The 17677-nt window shown below is 73.8% G+C and carries 12 protein-coding genes; 3 read left to right on the top strand and 9 right to left on the bottom strand.

Annotated features, from left to right (window positions below):
* The first annotated feature begins 119 nt into the window (after positions 1 to 119).
* Positions 120 to 1007, top strand: a complete 888-nt coding sequence (locus tag ADK65_RS26465; protein WP_053673343.1) for a GNAT family N-acetyltransferase — start codon at positions 120 to 122, stop codon at positions 1005 to 1007.
* A 54-nt stretch (positions 1008 to 1061) separates the two neighbouring features.
* Here ADK65_RS26465 and ADK65_RS26460 read toward each other — a convergent pair whose 3' ends face one another.
* A complete protein-coding gene (locus ADK65_RS26460; RefSeq protein WP_053673341.1) occupies positions 1062 to 1937 on the bottom strand; it encodes a Gfo/Idh/MocA family protein in 876 nt (291 codons plus the stop codon).
* 204 nt (positions 1938 to 2141) lie between these two features.
* Here ADK65_RS26460 and helR point away from each other — a divergent pair, with 204 nt between their 5' ends.
* Positions 2142 to 4301: an RNA polymerase recycling motor ATPase HelR gene (gene helR, locus ADK65_RS26455; RefSeq protein WP_053673339.1), complete on the top strand. Its 2160-nt coding sequence runs from the start codon at positions 2142 to 2144 to the stop codon at positions 4299 to 4301.
* Here helR and ADK65_RS26450 read toward each other — a convergent pair.
* The 3 genes from ADK65_RS26450 to ADK65_RS26440 all read right to left on the bottom strand — a co-directional run bounded on the left by ADK65_RS26450 (position 4288) and on the right by ADK65_RS26440 (position 6852).
* Positions 4288 to 5772, bottom strand: a complete 1485-nt coding sequence (locus ADK65_RS26450; RefSeq protein ID WP_053673336.1) for a sugar porter family MFS transporter — start codon at positions 5770 to 5772, stop codon at positions 4288 to 4290. The two genes, helR and ADK65_RS26450, sit on opposite strands and share 14 nt — an antisense overlap.
* Before the next feature lie 166 nt (positions 5773 to 5938).
* Positions 5939 to 6349: a VOC family protein gene (locus ADK65_RS26445; protein WP_053673334.1), complete on the bottom strand. Its 411-nt coding sequence runs from the start codon at positions 6347 to 6349 to the stop codon at positions 5939 to 5941.
* A gap of 272 nt (positions 6350 to 6621) precedes the next feature.
* Positions 6622 to 6852: a hypothetical protein gene (locus ADK65_RS26440; RefSeq protein ID WP_031143787.1), complete on the bottom strand. Its 231-nt coding sequence runs from the start codon at positions 6850 to 6852 to the stop codon at positions 6622 to 6624.
* 179 nt (positions 6853 to 7031) lie between these two features.
* Here ADK65_RS26440 and ADK65_RS26435 point away from each other — a divergent pair, with 179 nt between their 5' ends.
* A complete protein-coding gene (locus ADK65_RS26435; protein WP_053673332.1) occupies positions 7032 to 8753 on the top strand; it encodes a hypothetical protein in 1722 nt (573 codons plus the stop codon).
* A 67-nt stretch (positions 8754 to 8820) separates the two neighbouring features.
* Here the strand turns inward: ADK65_RS26435 and ADK65_RS26430 are convergent, their stop codons facing one another.
* The 5 genes from ADK65_RS26430 to ADK65_RS26410 all read right to left on the bottom strand — a co-directional run bounded on the left by ADK65_RS26430 (position 8821) and on the right by ADK65_RS26410 (position 17657).
* Positions 8821 to 9462, bottom strand: a complete 642-nt coding sequence (locus ADK65_RS26430; RefSeq protein ID WP_053673330.1) for a cutinase family protein — start codon at positions 9460 to 9462, stop codon at positions 8821 to 8823.
* Positions 9463 to 9616: 154 nt separating this feature from the next.
* Positions 9617 to 10837 carry a PucR family transcriptional regulator gene (locus ADK65_RS26425; RefSeq protein ID WP_053673328.1) on the bottom strand — a complete coding sequence of 407 codons (1221 nt, stop codon included), beginning with the start codon at positions 10835 to 10837 and terminating at the stop codon, positions 9617 to 9619.
* 122 nt (positions 10838 to 10959) lie between these two features.
* The gene (locus ADK65_RS26420) at positions 10960 to 11907 is read right to left on the bottom strand and encodes an alpha/beta hydrolase (RefSeq protein WP_053673326.1); all 948 of its coding nucleotides are present in this window, start codon (positions 11905 to 11907) and stop codon (positions 10960 to 10962) included.
* 21 nt (positions 11908 to 11928) lie between these two features.
* On the bottom strand, positions 11929 to 15900 hold the full coding sequence (locus ADK65_RS26415; protein WP_053673324.1) for a type I polyketide synthase: 3972 nt from the start codon (positions 15898 to 15900) through the stop codon (positions 11929 to 11931).
* On the bottom strand, positions 15897 to 17657 hold the full coding sequence (locus ADK65_RS26410) for a fatty acyl-AMP ligase (protein ID WP_053673322.1): 1761 nt from the start codon (positions 17655 to 17657) through the stop codon (positions 15897 to 15899). The genes ADK65_RS26415 and ADK65_RS26410 overlap by 4 nt, the downstream gene beginning before the upstream one ends.
* Positions 17658 to 17677 lie beyond the last annotated feature (20 nt).

Below are 17677 nucleotides of genomic sequence, written 5' to 3'. Positions count from 1 at the left end.
GAAGGAGGGCAGAGCCGTGCAGTTCACACCGATCCCGCGCTCCCTCCCCGTTGTCCCGGCGTGCTGCGACTGACCGACCGGGAGCGCTCCGAGCCGTATGCGTCCCGGAGGACACCCCCATGACCGACGTGGTCATCCGCGCGCTCGACACGAGCGACGCCGAACTCTTCGACACCCTGCCCGACCCGCTGGGCGCCCGTGAGGGCCACCGGCTGACCCGGCACCGCCCCGACTGGAAGCGTGTGGCCCTGCGCGACGGCCGTGTCGTCGCCCGCGGCGCCTGGTGGGGCGGCCCCGACGACAGCGAGCCCGTCAACCTCAACTGGTTCGACGTGGCCGAGGGCGAGGAGGAGGCGGGCGCCGCACTCCTGCGTTCCGCCCCCTGGCAGGTCGAACTGGAGCTGAACCTGCCCGCCGGCTGGCGTGACGACCCCGCCCTGCGCGCTGCCGCCGAGACCCGCTTCACCGCCGCCCGGACCGCCGGCTACGACCTCCTGGTCGAACGCCTCCTGTACCGCTGGACCCCCGACCGCGGCCTGCCCGAGCGGCCACGCCGCCTGGAGTTCCGCGCCGAGCCCGACGACGCCGTGTTCTTCGACGCCCTGCGCCGCATCCACTCCGTCACCCTGGACGCGCACGCGCTCAAGGCCATCGAGCAGGGCGGGCCGGACCGGGCGGCCCAGGAGGAACTCGACTTCTTCCACTGGTGCCCGTCACCGCGCGAGTGGTGGCAGGTGGCGTACACGGCGCAGGGCGACCCGGTCGGCATCCACGTCCCGGCCCACAACCCGACGGGTCCCTGCGTCGGATTCATCGGCGTCCTTCCGGAGCACCGCGGCCACGGCTACGCCTACGACCTGCTGGCCGAGTGCACGCACTTCCTGGCCGAGCAGGGGGCGGAGTTCGTCGCCGCCGCCACGGACCAGGGCAACTTCCCCATGGCGGCGAACTTCGCCAAGGCCGGCTACCCGGTGGTGAAGGAGCGGCTCAACTTCGAACCGGCCTAGCGCCAGGGCCGCCCGCACGCTCGGGGACCAGCAGCTCCGGGACCGTCCGCGTGCTCAGGGGTTCAGCAACTCCTGGGCCGCCGTGAGGATCTCCGTGACCCGCAGGCCGAACGCCGCGTCGCAGGCGTGCGGGCGACCGGTCCGGGCGGCGTCGAGCAGCGCGTCCGCGGCACGCATCAGCGCGGGCACCGCGCCGTCGGAGCCGTCCGGAAGCGCCGTGACCCCGGCCTCTCCGCGCAACTCCAGGGCGGCACCGGCCGCGGCGGGCGGCGCCGTCAGGCTCAAGGTGAGGGTGCTCGACGCGCCACCGGCGTGGTCGAGGACGACGTGCGCCGTGTCGCCGGGGCCGTACGCCGCCGCGGTCACGCGCCGCACGTCACCGAGGACCGGCAGCAGGACGGACAGGGCGTGCGGGCCGACGTCCCACAGGGCGCCCTTCTCCCGCCGCCACGGCGTCGCGAAGGGGCTCTCGCTGGTGAACACCGCCCCGAGCCACTCGGCCCGGGCGGTGAACCAGCCCGGCACAGCCGCCTGTTCGGCGATCCACGCCGCCGGCTCGGGCTGGAAGCGGGTCGTGAAGAACACGACCGAGGCGACACCGGCCTCCCGGGCCGCCTCGACCACGGCGCGTCCCTGCTCCACCGTCGGCGCGAGCGGCTTGTCGAGCAGCAGATGGCACCCGGCCCGCGCCGCCCGCGCGGCGAGTTCGGCCTGCACCTGCGGCGGCAGCGCGACGGCCACCGCGTCCACGTCGGCGAACAGCTCGTCGGCAGCGTCGTAGGCACGGACACCGTGCCGCTCGGCCAGTTCCTTCGCGGCCTCGGGGCGACGGCCCCACACGCCCGTGAAGTCCAGCTGCCCGTGCCCGCTCAGTGCGGGGGCGTGGGCCATCCGTGCCCAAGGTCCGGTGCCGAGCAGTCCTATGCGCATGCCGCCGCCTCTCCACGCTGCCAGAACGACGAGCGTGCCACAGGAAAACGGCCGGTGGGCACCAGGGGCGGGCAACAAAAAAGGCGAGGAGTGCTCTCCTTGCCTGTCTCAAGTTATAGCCCACGGGGGGCCTTGCGGCAAGGCCCCCCGTCTGCCGCAAGATATCCGGCCTAAGCCCAGGACCTGCGGAAACGGGAGCATGACGTGACCCCTGCGACAACGAGCGCGTTCGATCTTCCCGGCCGCCTCGCGCACAAGGCCACCCCGGCGTCGATCGCCGGGGACGAGCGGCACTTCGCCGCCGTCGCCGACTGCCTGGAGCAGTCCGTCGCGGAACTGTCCGACCGTCTGGAGGCCGAGCGCAGGGCGCCCGGCGGCAAGGGCAGGCAGGCCATGGACCGCGACGCCGAGATCCACCGGCTGACCACGCGCCTGCGCGCCCTGCGCCGCTTCGGACTGGACCTGTGTCTCGGGCGCATGGTCGGCGCGGACGGCTCCGGGCCCGTGTACGTGGGACGGCTCGGCCTCACGGACAGCGAGGGACGCCGGCTGCTGGTCGACTGGCGTTCCCCGGCAGCCGAGCCGTTCTTCGGGGCGACTCACGGCAACCCGATGGGTCTGACCAGCCGCCGCCGCTACCGCTGGACCGACGGCAGGATCAGCGACTACTGGGACGAGGTGTTCGCCGCCGACGCGTTCGCCGGGCACGCCGCCCTCGACGACCAGTCCGCCTTCATCGCGAGCCTCGGCACCAACCGCTCGCCCCGCATGCGGGACGTGCTGGGCACCATCCAGGCCGACCAGGACGCCGTCATCCGCGCCGGTTCCCGCGGCGCTCTGGTCGTCGACGGCGGCCCGGGCACCGGCAAGACCGTCGTCGCCCTGCACCGCTCCGCCTACCTCCTCCACTGCGACCCGCGCCTCGGGCAGCACCGCCGGGGCGGGGTGCTGTTCGTCGGTCCGCACCGGCCCTACCTGTCCTACGTGTCCGACGTTCTGCCCAGCCTCGGCGAAGAGGGTGTGCAGACCTGCCTGCTGGCGGACCTCGTCGACGAGGGCGCCACCGCGGCGGCCGAGACCGACCCGGAGGTGGCCCGTCTGAAGTCGTCCGCGGACATGGTGCGGGCGATCGAGAAGGCCGTCCGGTTCTACGAGGAGCCGCCCACCGAGGCGATGACGGTCACGACCCACTGGTCCGACGTCCGCCTGGGCGACCACGACTGGGCGGCGGCCTTCGACGCGGCCGAACCCGGCACGCCGCACAACGAGGCGCGCGAGCAGGTCTGGGAGGAACTGCTCACGATCCTCGTGGACAAGCACGAGGGCGACGTCCCCGAGGAGCCGCTCCGCAAGGCGCTGTCGCGGGACCGGGACCTGCTCACGGTCTTCAACCGTGCCTGGCCGCTGCTCGAGGCGACCGACCTCGTCGGGGACCTCTGGTCCGTGCCCGCCTACTTGCGCATGTGCGCGCCCTGGCTCGACCGCGACCAGGTGCGCACCCTGCAACGCGCGCAGCCGCACGCCTGGACCGTGTCCGACCTGCCGCTGCTGGACGCGGCACGCCATCGGCTCGGCGACCCGGACGCCGCACGGCGCAGGCGCCGGCAGGAGGCCGCCCTCGCCGCACAGCAGCAGGGCATGGCCGACGTCATCGGCAACCTGCTGGAGGCCCACAGCCACGACGACGGCGAAGGCGTACTGGTCATGCTGCACGGCCAGGACATGCGCAACTCCCTGGTCGACCACAGCGCGCTGCCCACCGCCGAACCGGACCGGCTCGCCGGACCGTTCGCACACATCGTCGTGGACGAGGCGCAGGAACTCACCGACGCGCAGTGGCAGATGCTGCTGCGGCGCTGCCCGTCCAGGAGCTTCACCATCGTCGGTGACCGCGCGCAGGCCCGGCACGGGTTCACGGAGTCGTGGCGGGAACGCCTGGAGCGGGTCGGGCTGGACCGGGTCGAGATGGCCTCACTGAGCGTCAACTACCGGACTCCGCAGGAGATCATGGCGGAGGCCGAGCCGGTCATCCGGGCCGTGCTGCCGGACGCCAACGTGCCGGTGTCGATCCGCAGCGGGGGCGTCCCCGTCCGCCACGGGCCGGCCGCCGAGCTGACGTCGATCCTCGACACATGGCTGGCCGGGCACGCCGACGGGATCGCCTGTGTGATCGGAGACCCGGCGTTCCGGCCGGCCTCGGCCCGCGTCCGGTCGCTGACCCCGGAGCTGTCGAAGGGGCTGGAGTTCGACCTGGTGGTCCTGGTCGACCCGGAGGACTTCGGCGACGGTGTCGAGGGTGCCGTCGACCGCTATGTGGCGATGACGAGGGCGACGCGGGAGCTCGTGATCCTCACGAGCCCCTGATTCCCCGCTCTGCCGGGCGTCCCTCCTCGAAGGGTGGTCGGGAAAAGCGCGCCCGGAGCTCGGCCTCGAGGGCTTCCAGTGTGCGGCCACCGGTCTCGGGGACGTACCGCTTCACGAAGAGGAGGGACACCACGCCCGCGGCCACGAACAGGAAGAAGGTGGGGGAGATCCCGATCCCGGAGACCAGGGACGGGAAGACCAGCCCGATCACGAAATTGGTCAGCCAGAGCACCACGGCCGCCGCCCCCATCCCGAAGCCGCGCATCCGCATCGGGAACATCTCCGACAGCATCAGCCAGGTCACCGGCGAGATGGCGCCCTGCTGGAAGGCGAGGAACGTCACTGTCATCGCGAGCACCGCGAACGCCCGCGGATCACCCGGGGGCAGCACCAGCGAGAAGACGCCGATCAGCAAGAGCGCGGTGGTCGTCCCCACCTGACCGGTCATCAGCATGGGGCGGCGCGGCACCCGGCCCAGCAGCCGGATGCCGACGAAGGTGGCCAGAACCGAGATCACACCGTTGGCGATGTTCGCCGTCAGTGCGCTGTCGGCGGCGAAACCGGCGTCGGTGAGGATCTGCGTGCCGTAGTACATGATCGTGTTCACGCCGGTGATCTGCTGCACGACGGCGATGCCGAAGCCGACGAGCAGCAGCTTGCGCATCCACGGTGTGCTCCTGATGTCCTGCCGGTCTGCGAGCTTCGTCCGCGCATCCTGCACGGCGAGCGCGGAGACCTCCTTCAGCTCGGCCTCGGCCCGGGCCCGCGACCGCACCTGCTTCAGAACGCCGAGGGCCTCGCCGAAGCGGCTCTCGGAGGCCAGCCAGCGCGGGCTCTCCGGCAACACCAGCATGCCGAACCACAGCACCACGGCCGGCAGTGTGGCGACGACCAGCATCCAGCGCCACACGCCGCCGGACTCGCCGCCGATGCGGGCGATGATCGCGTTGACCGTGAACGCCAGCAGCTGACCGGTGACGATCATCAGCTCGTTGCGGGTGACGAGGGGGCCGCGTCGCTCGGCGGGCGACACCTCGGCGAGATACACCGGCACGGTCACCGAGGTACCGCCGACCGCGAGGCCCAGCACGAACCGGGCCCCGACCATCACGGCGGTCGTCGGGGCGAGCGTGCAGCCCAGGGCGCCGAGGAAGAACAGCGCGGCCAGCAGCAGGATGGTGCGCCGCCTGCCGCGTGCGTCCGACATCCGGCCGCCGGCCACCGCGCCCAGCGCGGCACCCAGCAGCAGCGAGCTGGTGACCATGCCCTCGGTGACGGGGGTCAGGCCGAGGTCCGTGGTCATGTAGGGCAGGGCGCCGTTGACGACGCCCGTGTCGTAGCCGAAGAGCAGACCGCCGAACGTGGCGATGGTCGTGATGACCCGCAGCCGCCGCGAGACCGCCGGCGGCGTCGGGTCCGCGACGCCGCCGGCGGGGGTGGGGGTCGGTGTCGTCTCGACCCTGACGTCCATGGCCGCTCCTTGCCTGTCGAAGTCCGGCCGCCGGGCCCCGGCCGACCGCGGCCGGCCGGGTGCGCACGGTGCCGGCCGCGCTGGGCAGCGGCACCCCGGCGGGTGCGACTCGCCTACCCCGTGCAGCGCGGTCTCACCGGACTCGGACCGGGCTCCAGCGGGCCGCTCAGCCCTCCGTGCTGATGTTGACCATCCACGGGACGCCGAAGCGGTCCGTGCACATGCCGAACACGTCACCCCACATCTGCTTCTCCAGCGGCACCGACACCGCACCGCCCTCGGACAGCTTCTGCCAGTAGCCGCGCAACTCGGCTTCGTCGTCGCCGCTCAGGCTCACGGAGAAGCGGCTGCCCTGCTCGGACTCCATGCCCGGCGGGTCGTCGGCGCCCATCAGGGTGAAGCCGCTGGTGGTCTCCAGCATGCCGTGCATGATCTTGTCGGCGTTCGGGGCGTCCGCCTGCCCGAACTCGCCGTAGCTGTTCAGGTCGAGGGTGCCGCCGAAGACCTCCTTGTAGAACTCCATCGCCTGCCGGGCGTCGCCGTTGAAGGTGAGATACGGGTTGAGACGCGAGGCCATAGGAACCTCCCAGAAGAGGGCAAAAAGCCGTTTTCGCGCAGCGTATCGCCGGGCGCAGCGAACGGCTCGTCGAGTGCGCCGCGCCTCGGGCCGGGAGGGCTGCCCCGCCTCGCCTTCCGGTCAAGAGGCCACGCCGGCAAGTCGGTCAGCGTGACGCCCGGCTCCACGGCCCGAAGCCGAGCCGGCGTACCTTCGGATCCCCGCCGATCCCGGAACTGACACCCGCCCCTCACGACCGTCTCGACGGGGCGTCCGACGAGGTGTGAGCAGCCTCACGCCTCGTCGGACGCCCCGTTGTTCCAGTCGTACGGGCCGCCGCCCTGCCACTCGATCAGCTCGGTGTCGTCGACGGCCGTGTCCGTGGTGGGCAGGCCCTCGCGGTGCAGCAGGTCCAGCACGTCGAAGAGGCTGTAGGCGACGCCCATGCGCTCGCCGTGGATGGTCACCAGCCGTCCGCCGTCCGTCGCGGGCGGCTGCACGACCACAGGGGGTTGACCGTCCATAGCCCCACCATGCTCCCGAAACGGCCGGTCCGCAGCTCGGTGGCGTCCAGAAGCGGTACGAACCCCCTCTCCCGCCGGGGCCGTGCGCGCTGTGCGGCGGTGACAAGCCGTCGTCCGGAAGCTGAGTTCTCATCAGCACTGACTGAGAGCGGGCGTCCCACCGCCCTAGCGTCCATGGCATGGACATGGACCGTATCTGCAGAAGGAAGTGGCGTGGTGCCGCGCTCGCGGCACTGCTGACCGCCGGGACACTCACGGCCGCCACCCCGGGGGCACGCGCCGAGGGAACGCGCACCGAGCTGCCGGTCACGTCGACCTCGCCGGTGACCGGGGTGACGGAGTCGGTGGTGCTCGTGCAGGTGCCGCTGCCGGAATCGGCCGGGCCCCGTCCGGCGGCGTGCGACTGGCTGTCGTACCTGCGCTACCGCTCCGCCGACGGCCCGGCCGCGTCCGCCGACGCCGACCGGATCCTCATCGCCCAGCCCGGCATCCTGGAAGGAGCGGGGGCCTTCGACGGTGTCGCCCGCAACACGGTCACACGGGCCGCCGAGCAGGGGCTGCACATCGAGTTCTGGGCGCTGGACCGGCGCTCCAACTGCCTGGAGGACCGCACCGGCATCGCCACCGGCGACCAGCACACCGCCGTCGACTACTACTACCGCGGCAAGCAGGTCGGCGGCCGGACCTTCGGCGGCTACGCCGGCAACGCGCAGCTGGGGTGGATGGCGAAGCTCGGGATCGAGCAGACCGTACGCGACCAGTACGACCTCCTCACCGCCGAGTTGCCCTCCCCGGCACAGCGCAAGCGGAAAGTGCTGTGCGGCGGGCACTCGCTGGGCGGTGTCATCACCGGCTACTTCGCCGCGGCCGACTTCGACGGCGACCGCGCCACCACGGCGGACGCCGGGTACAACCAGTGCGCCGGCTACTTCGCCCTCGACACGACCGTCTCGACCACGCTGGGCGACCTCAGCGGCAGCATCCCCGAGGACACCAACCTGCCCGACACCGGCCTCGGTCACGGTGTCGTGCAGGCCGGACTGGACAGCGGGGTACTGCCGCGCACCCTGTCGGCGCCGGTGCTGCTCAACCCCGAGACCATGACCCTCCTCGGCATCGCGGGACTGGGAGCCCTGAAGGACCTGGACGGTGAGGCGGACCTGCCCGGCTACCTGCCCCGCAACCTCAACATCGAGGCCACTCACCGTTTCCTGTTCGCCAAGGACACCGCCGCCTTCCTCAGCGGCTCCCCGGCGGTGAAGGACTTCCGGCTCACCAACGGGGCCGTCCTCGGGGCACTGCTGGACGACAACTCCGTCCCCCTGGCGTTCCTGCAGACCAGTGTCGGCTTCTTCGACGGCGGACCGATCGCCGACAAGAGCTTCCCGGCCGCCAACGGGGGTGACGCTCGACCGGGGCTGTACGGCACCGCGTACAAGGCCACCCCCGACCGGCCGCGGGGTCCCCTCTACACCTGGCGCAACTACGACCGCGTGGGCGACCCGGACGACCCCGGCCACCGGTCGGCCGACGGCACCCCGTTCACCGGCCCCGGCGAGGAGGTCACCGACATACGCCAACTGGCCCGCAGCCTCGCCGAGCAGCCGCTGGACTTCACCGAGCAGTACTTCCCGACCAAGCTGGTCACGGACATCGAACTGGCCACCTCACCGCAGGTGAAGAAACTCGTCGTCCACCCCGAGGGGCTCAAGGCCAACCCGGTGCTCACCGTGCTCGCCGGTGAGGGTCTGCTGGCCGGACGGGTCCCGGCCGACCTGCACCCGGTGGTCGCGGACGGCTACCAGCACCTCGACGTCCTGACGGCCGCGCCCGTGCAGAACGACGGACGGCCCGAGCCCGTCTCCACCAGCCTCGCCGACTTCGCACGGACACCGCGCTAGCCGTCGTCCGCACACACGCGGGGCCCGGGAGGACATCCTCCCGGGCCCCGCGCCCTGTCAGGCGGGCTCAGAGCCTGCCCGCGGCGAACGTGGCCGCCTCCTCGGCGTCGTCCCGGTAGCCCAGGTGCGCCCCGACGTCGCCGCCGCCGTTCTCGCAGACGGGGTCACCCTTGGCACAGAGGTCGAGCGTGCGGCCCTGGTAGGTGCCGGTGACGCTCTTGCCGAGCGCCCGGATCGGGTTGCCGAACAGCAGCACCGCGGCGACCTTGGGCTCGACCGCGGCGGGCAGCGTGGCCACGATGGGGCTGCCGACCACCGCACCGGCACTGCTGATGCCGATCGAGTTGTCCACGACGTTCGCACCCTGCGAATAGCCGACGAGAACGAACTTCTGATTCGGGCAGGCGGCGGCCTGGCTCTTCACATGATTCACCAGATCCAGATTGCCCTGGGCCGCGGACGTGGGGGAGAGATCGGCGGGGTAGTTCACCTTGTAGCTGGAAACGTTCCTGCCCGCCGCCTTCTTCTGCAGGGCGGAATACACCGGGTCGCCGACGATGAAGCCGAGCGTGCCCGGCTCGAAGGTGCCGCGGGCCGCGACGACCTCGACGTCCGAGCAGGCCGCGGCCATGGCCTGGGGAGCCGAGATGGTGGCGAGTCCCGCCCCGCCGGCCAGTGAGAGCGCCGCGAGACACAGACGGATACGCATGGGGGATCCTCCGCGTGGGGAAAGGCGCGGGAAGCGCCTGCGAAAAAGGACGCCCCGAACGTATGGGCTGTCTCCCGCCTGCTGTTATGGACAGGATTATGGAAACCCCGCCGGTTTTTGTCGCCGATTGAGTACGCCGCTCGAACAGGGAAAGTCAGTTCTCCCGCGCGTGTAGTGATTCCGCGCGCAACGCGAGAATGAGATCGAGGCGCGTCGCCGGGTCGTGCAGGGCGTCGCCGAAGAGCTTCTCCAACTGACGCAGGCGGTAGCGGACCGTCTGGGGGTGGATGTGCAGCCGCACGGCGACGTCCGGCACGTTGCTGCCGCTGAGCAGCCAGGCCAGCAGTGTCTCGGCGAGCCGGTCGCGCTGCCCCGCCGACACCGTGCCGAGGGGCGCCAGGGCCCGGCTCCGCAGCCGCCCCAGCAGCGGCTCGTCGCCGTGCAACAGCAGCGTCGACAGATGCTCGTCACAGCGCACCACGCCCTGACGGGGCAGCACCCCACGACCCATCAGCCCGAGCGCCCGGGTGGCCAGGCGCAGCGACTGCGCGGCCTCGGTGACCGCGACCGTCGGGCCGATCGCGGCGGGCCGCCCGCGCAGCGCGAGCGTGAACGCCCGGCCACCGATGCCGCCGGAGCCGTCCGGGTCGGGCACCAGCATGCGCGGCGGGCGGGACCCCATGTCCACCAGCGCACCCGCCGCCGCCAGCGGCCGGTCCTCCTCCCGCCGGTCCGGCGCCGCCGCGAGCGCCACGACGGCGACCGTCCGGGGCACGGGCCAGCGCGCGCCGTGCGCCAGGTCCTGCACGGCCTCCGGCGCCACCGGCCCGTCCTCCAGGAGCAGGCCCAGCAGGCGCCCCCGGCGTCGCTCCAGCTCGTCGGAGCTGCGCAGCCGGGCCTCGGCGTACCCGGACGCGGCCGCTTGGGCGACCTCGTGCACGGTCCGGAAGGCCAGCTCCCCGAGCACGGCCACCACCGTGGAGTCCAGCCCGAGTTCCTCCGCCGTCCGGCCCATCCGCCGCCAGGCGCACATACCGCCCACCCGCAGCGCGGACTGCAACGCGTCCAGGCTGCGGCCCTCCAGGGCCTCACCCCGCCCGAGTTCGTAGTACGTCGCCGCGATCGCGTCCCCGTCGTCGCGCGGGTCGGCGATGTGGTCGACGAACAGGGTCAGCGCCTGCACCACCCCGGACCGCAGGGCCTGGCGGTACGCTCCGTCGGCGGGCCGGGCGTACTCGGGCACCTGACGGCGGACCTCCTCCTCCACCTCGTCGGCGACGGCCGCCAGATCGGCCCGCAGCACCTGCGCGAGCTCAGGGGGGAACTGCGGCGTGGTGGGGTGGTCCGGCACGCCGTGCGGGGTGGGCACAGCCATCACGGACACTCCTTTCGACCGGAAGCGGCTCACCCGCGGGCCGTCGCCCGTGGGACGAGTGGGGAGTCCCGTGCGGGACGGACGACCCCTCCGCTCCGTTCCGTGCCCCGACGGCACCCCCGTCACTCCGGCACCCCCAGCGCACGGGCGAGGACCGGCCACGAGGCGGTGAACTCCGGCTTCCAGTGCGCCCAGTCGTGCCCGCCGCCCCCGTAGAAGTGCGTGGTGGCGGGGACTCCCATGAGGGCCAAGGCGCGGGCGAAGCCCTGGGCCGAGGGCCACAGGGCGCTCTCCAGGATCCCGGGCAGCGGATCGCCGCCGTTGCCGACTCCGCTGCCCTGCGACAGGAACAGGGCCGTGCCGCGCAGCCCGGTGGCACGGGCGCGCGGATTGAAGTCCCGCCACGTCAGGGCGTTGAACACCGGATTGCCCCAGAGGGACCCGGCCGGGAGGTTCTCGCGCGCCACGATCGCGTCCACGATGGCGGGAACACCGGGAGCCATGGTGTCGAGGATGCCGCTGTAGGAGGCCGCCGCGGCGAACGCCCCGGGGTGGCGGGCAGCGTGGGCCAGGGCACCGTAGCCACCGGTGGACACCCCGGCGACCGCCCGGGTGCCGGAGGCCCGGTAGTTCCGGGCGAGCAGCGCCGGCACCTCCTTCACCTGGAACGTCTCGTAGTCGGGGCCGCCCCGCCAGGCGCTCGGGATGCCGGTGGGGCCCGCGTCCGGCATCGCCACGATCAGGTCGCGGCCGGCGGTGAACGCCTCGATGTCCGTCTCACGGGTCCACGAGGTGTAGTCGTCGTGGGCGCCGTGCAGCAGGTACAGCACCGGGTACTTCTTCTCCGGGCGCGTACCGAAGTCCGACGGCAGGATCAGCCGGACCGGCGCGCTGCGGCCGAGCGCCGCGGAGGGCACGGACACGTCCAGCGTGCGCGGCCCGAGCCGGGCGGCCGCCCGGGCCGTGCCGGTCGCGGCCCCGAACAGGGCGGCGAGACCGGCGGCGGCGGTCGCTCTCGCTACGGTGCGCCGGGACATCGCGGCGGCGGGCTGCTGCGGCAGGTGGGGCATGACGGCTCCTCGGGTTCCATGTCAGGGGGCCGGCTCGGCGAGTGTCCGGCTCAGATGGGCGGCGATCTCGCCGACGTGCGGCGGATCGAGCAGCGACAGATGGTGACCGGCCACCGGCACCACCTGCAGACGCGGGCACACCTCGTCCCAGCCCAGCGCAGGGTCGTCCCGCTCGTACGCGGGGTCGCGCACGGTGTGCGGCGCGGGTTCGGTGGCCCGGTAGAGGATCACCGGCCCGTCATGGGCGGCGGGGGTGTGCGACTCGCCGATGCCCATGTCCAGATAGGAGGCCCGCTGGTGCTCCAGTGCCGCGGGCGGCACGTCGGCGGCGGCCCGCAGGGCCCGCAGCACGGCGTCGATCCGGGCCGCGTCGTCGTCCATCGCCACGAGCTCGTCGTACGGCAACTCCAGCCGCACGCCGTAGGCGTCGGCGACGTGGCGGGCGAAGCCCTCGAAGTGCGCCCGGATCCGGTCGGACCGCGTCGATCCCGGGCGGAGGAGGGGCCGTACCGAGTCGATGAGCACGACCAGCCGCACCTCCCGCCCTGCGGCGATCAGTTGACGTGCCGTCTCCTGGGCGACGAAGCCGCCGAAGGACCAACCGCCCAACACCGACGGGCCGTCGGGGTGGACGGCGTCGATCGCCTCGGCGTAGCGCCGTGCCTTCTCGGACACGCTCCCGGCGTCCTCGATCCGCTCCAGCCCGTACACCGGCTGGTCGTCGCCGAGGAGTTCGGTGAGCGTCCGGTAGACGCCGACCGGGCCGCCGGCGGCGTGGACGAGGAACAGCGGGGGCCGTGAGCCGGTGGCACGCAGCGGCCGCACCGGGGTGTCGCCGCGGGCCAGGGCGTGCTCGACACGCATGACGGCGTCCTCCACGGTGACGGCGGCGAACAGCTCGCGCAGGGGCAGCTCGATGCCGAACTCGCGCTCCACCGCCGTACGCACCCGGACCGCCATCAGCGAGTCCAGGCCGAGGTCGGCCCACGCGGTGCCCGGGGTGATACGGGCGGGGGAGTGGCCGGTGACGGCGGCGATGTGGCGGGTCACACGGGTCAGGACCGACGAGGGGGGCTCGTGCACAGCGGCAGGAGGTTCCTGCGGCGCCGGGTCGGTGCGAGCGGCCCTGCGGTCCGTCCACCAGTGCCGTACGTGCCGCCACCGGGGCAGCGGCAGGTCGACGACCCGCCCGGGCGGCACGGGCAGTCGTTGTCCCGCCGCGTACAGGGCGCCCAGTTGCCCGGCGAACGCCTCCGACCCGTCGGCGTCCCGGCGCAGCGTGGCCAGGGTGAGGGCGCCGGGCACGGTGTCCGCGACGGGTCCCGTCAGCACGGGGTGAGGGGAGATCTCGACGAAGGCCGTGTGGCCGTCGGCTGCGGCCGAAGCGAGTGCCCGGTCCAGCCGCACGGGCCTGCGCAGGTTGGCCGCCCAGTGCGCGGCGTCGAACAGGCAGTCCCCGCGCGGGTCGTCGAGGACCGTGGAGTGGACCGGGACGCGCGGCCGCCGCCCCCGGATGCCGGACAGCGCCTCCAGCAGCTCCGGCAGCAGCCCGTCCACCTGGGGCGAGTGCCCGGCGCCGACGACCCGCATGGCCCTCGCCGCCCGGCCCTGCCCCTCCAGTCGGCGCACGAGCCCGGCCACCGCGGCCTCCGCACCCGTGACGACCTTCTGCCGCGGGGAGGAGTGCACGGCGACGTGCACGTCCGGGAAGTCCGTCGCCAGCACGTCCAGTTCGGAGTCGTCCAGGTCCACCACGGCCATCGCGCCGCCCTGCAGACGGCTCAGCAGCCGGGCCCGCACGGCGATGACACGCGCCCCGTCCGGCACGTCCAGCGCGCCCGCGCACACGGCCGCCGCCACCTCGCCCATGGAGTGGCCGATGACACCGGCGGGCTCGACACCGTGGGAACGCCACAGCTCGGCGAGTGCCAGCTGAAGGCCGAACAGCACCGGTTGGGCGACCTCCAGACGGTCGAGCCCGTCACCCGAGGACAGGTGGTCGTACAGGGACAGGCCGCACTCGGGGGCGAGCTGCGGGTCGAGTTTCTCGACGGCGGCGGCGAACGCGGGTTCCTCCGCCAGCAGTCGGCGCCCCATGCCGGGCCACTGGCTGCCGTACCCGGAGAAGACCCACACGGGGCCGCGCCCCACGCGGTCGCGGTCCCCGGTCGTGACCCGGCTGTCCGGCCTCCCGGACGCCAACGCATCCAGGGCGTCGGCCAGTTCGATCCGGTCGCGGGCGGCCACGGCGGCGCGCACGGGACCCCGGCCCGTGCGCCCCGCCAGGGTCCGGGCCACGTCGGCGGGGTGCGCCGGGTGCTCCCGCAGCCGGCGGGCGAGCCTGCCCGCCGTGTCGCCGAGGCGCTCGGTGTCCAGGTCGGAGAGCAGGTGCAGGCGGGCGGCCGGTTCCTCGGCCGGTCGCACCGGGACCAGGCCGGGCGGTCCCTCCTCGAGCACCACATGGGCGTTGGTGCCGCCGAAGCCGAACCCCGAGACTCCCGCGACGGCCGTGCCGCCGTAGCGGGGCCAGGGCTCGGGCTCGGTCACCACCCGCAGCCGGGCATCGGTGAGGGAGGTCCCCCGCTCGCAGTGCAGGGACGGCGGGATGGTGTCGTGGTGCAGGGCCAGCACGGTCTTCACCAGGCCCGCGATGCCCGCCGCCGACTCCAGATGGCCGAGGTTGCCCTTGGCGGACCCCAGCAGCAGCGGCTGGTCGGGGTCCCGGCCCACGCCGAGCACCGCGCCGAGCGCACCCGCCTCGATCGGGTCGCCCAGCGGGGTACCCGTGCCGTGCGCCTCCACATAGTCGACGTGCTCCGCGGCGAGCCCGGCCTGCGCGTACGCCCGTTCCAGCAACGCCTGCTGGGCGGCCGGGCTGGGCGCCATCAGGCCGTTCGAGCGGCCGTCGGAGTTGACGACGCTGGCCCGGATGACGGCCAGGACCCGGTCGCCGTCCCGCTCGGCGTCCGACAGCCGCTTCAGGATCACCGCCGCGCAGCCCTCGCCGCGCCCGATGCCGTCGGCCGCCGCGGAGAACGGCTTGCAGCGCCCGTCCGGTGCCAGGGCGCCCGCCCGGTGGAAGGCGACCGTGACGGCCGGCGACAGCAGCAGGTTGACCCCGGCCGCGATCGCCGTGTCGCTCTCGCCGGTGCGCAGACTGACGCAGGCGTGGTGCACGGCGACCAGCGAGGAGGAGCAGGCCGTGTCGACGGCAAGGCTCGGCCCCCGGGTGTCCAGGACGTAGGCGAGCCGTCCGGCGGCGACACCGAGCGCGCCCCCGGCCGGGGCCCAGGGGTCGACGGCCGCCGGGTCGGCTCCCGTCACCTGCCCGTACTCCGGTGCGGAGATGCCGACGAACACGCCGGTGGCCGTGCCCGCCAGGGACCCGGCCGGCAGGGCGGCATGGTCGAGCGCCTCGTGGACGACCTCCAGCAGGAGACGCTGCTGGGGGTCCATCACGGCGGCCTCGCGCGGCGTGATGCGGAAGAACTCCGCGTCGAACCCGGCGATGTCGTCCAGATAGCCGCCGTACGGAGTGGCCTCGGCGGGCGGGAACGCGGTGAAGTCGCGCCAGCGGTCCTCCGGGACGCGCCGGATCGCGTCGACGCCGTCGCCGAGCAGCCGCCAGTAGTCGTCCGGGCCGTGCACGCCGCCGGGCAGGCGGCAGCCGGCCCCGACGACCGCGACCGGCTCGGCCGTCCCGGCCGGCACGGCGGTGCGCGACGCCGGCGCCACGCCGTCTCCCGGGGCGGGTGTCTCGCACAGCCGCGCCAGCAGGGCCTCCCCGGTGGGCGCTTCCCACAGCAGCGTCGTCGGCAGCTCCCGGCCGGTGGCGCGGGACAGCTCACCGGCCAGGGCGACGGCGTCGCGCGAGGCCATGCCCAGGTCGGCGAGCGGCCGGTCCATCGCAACGTCGTCCGGGGATGCGCCGCTCCAGGCGGCCACCCGATCGGCGATCATCCGGCGCAGCGCGGCCTCGTCGATGCGCCTCATACCGCGGCACCCGCGGCCCGGGCCCGCCCGCCGTAGGCACCCTCCAGGTACCGGGTGCGGGTCAGTGCCCGTGACACCTTGCCGCTGGAGGTGCGTGGCACGGTCCCCGGCGCCACCACCACGACGTCGGCCAGCCGCAGCCCGTGCCGGGCGGACACGGCGCCGCGCACGGCACGCGTCAGGGCGGCCACGTCCAGCTCGGCGGAGTGCGTGGTCCGCGTGTGCTCCGCCACGACGACCGCACACTCGCCGCCGGCACCCCCCGGCACGGCGAAGGCGGCGAGCCGGTCCCGGCGCACCGCGTCGTGCGCCTCCTGCACCGTCGCCTCGACGTCCTGGGGATAGTGGTTGCGCCCGTCGACGATGATCAGGTCCTTCAGCCGTCCCGTGACGACCAGCCGCCCCTCCAGCACCGTCCCCAGGTCACCCGTGCGCAGCCAGGGCCCCGGATCGGCAGCGGCGTCCGCGAACTGCGCGGCGAAGACCTCCCGCGGGTCCCGGCTCCAGTAGCCGCGGCCCACGTTCGGCCCCTGCACCCAGATCTCCCCGACCTCGCCCTCCGCCAGCAGGGCCCGTGACACCGGGTCGGCCACCCGGACCCGCTGCCCCGCCGGAGTGCCACAGCCCGCCAGCAGCACCGCCCGGGGATCGTCGGGCCGGGCCGGCAGGGCCTTTCCGGCCGCCAGGGCGTCGCGGTCGAGCGCGAACCGGCTCAGCGGCTCACCCGGCCGGGCCGCGCACACGAACACCGTGGCCTCGGCCAGCCCGTACGACGGGCAGTGCGTCCCCGGCGCCAGGCCCTGGTCGGCGAACGCCGCGTGGAACCGGTCGGCCGTGCCCGGGCGGACCGGCTCGCTGCCGTTGATCAGCGCCGTCACCCCGTCCAGCCGCAGGTGCTCCTTCTGCTCTGCGGTGACGGTCGCGACGCAGTAGTCGTAGGCGAAGTTGGGGGCGGCGCTGACGGCGTTCGGGTGCGCGGCGAGCAGCCGCAGCCAGCGCACCGGCTCGTGCAGGAACGCCGCCGGGTCCATCAGTACCGACAGCGCCCCGCGCGCGACGGGAGCCGCCACGCTGAGCACGAGCCCCATGTCGTGGTAGAGCGGCAGCCAGCCCACACAGGTCGGCAGACGGGTGTCGAGGCCATAGGCGGTCAGCGCCTGCCGGGCGTTGGCTACGACGTTGCCGTGGGTGATCTCCACGCCGGCCGGGGCGCGGGTCGACCCGGACGTGTACTGCAGGTAGGCGGTCGCCCCGGGATCCGGGGCGACCGGTCGCCGCTCCCGCCCCTCGCCGTCGGGCACCTCGTCCGCGACGACGATCCGCGGCCCGTCGGCGCCGAGGAACTCCCGCACCTCGTCCACGACCCTGCTGGTGGTCACCACCACCGAGGGACGCGCGTCGTCCAGGACGCCCGCGAGCCGGTCCGCGTGCCCGGGCAGGCCCGGCGTGTACAGCGGTACGGCCACCAGCCCGGCGGCCAGGGTCGCGAGGAAGGCGGTCACGTACTCCGTGCCCTGCGGACACAGCAGTGCGACCCGGTCCCCGGGGTCCGTCGCGCCCGTGAGACGTGCGGCGATCGCCCGCACCCGCACGTCCAGGCGGCGCCAGGTCAGGGTGCGGTGGACGCCGCGCGAGTGCGGTGCCGGATGTTCGACGAAGGTGAAGGCCCGGCGGTCGGGGGTGGTCCCGGCCCAGTGCCGTACGTACTCCGGCAGTGTGGGACACGCGGGAACGAGCGGGGGGCGGCGGCTGTCCATCGGGCGGGCTCCTCACGGCG

This window comes from Streptomyces sp. NRRL B-1140, from assembly GCF_001280065.1.
Classification (GTDB): Bacteria; Actinomycetota; Actinomycetes; order Streptomycetales; family Streptomycetaceae; genus Streptomyces.
The sequence above is the reverse complement of the archived record's forward strand: the minus strand, read 5'-3'. Positions and strand labels throughout refer to the sequence as shown.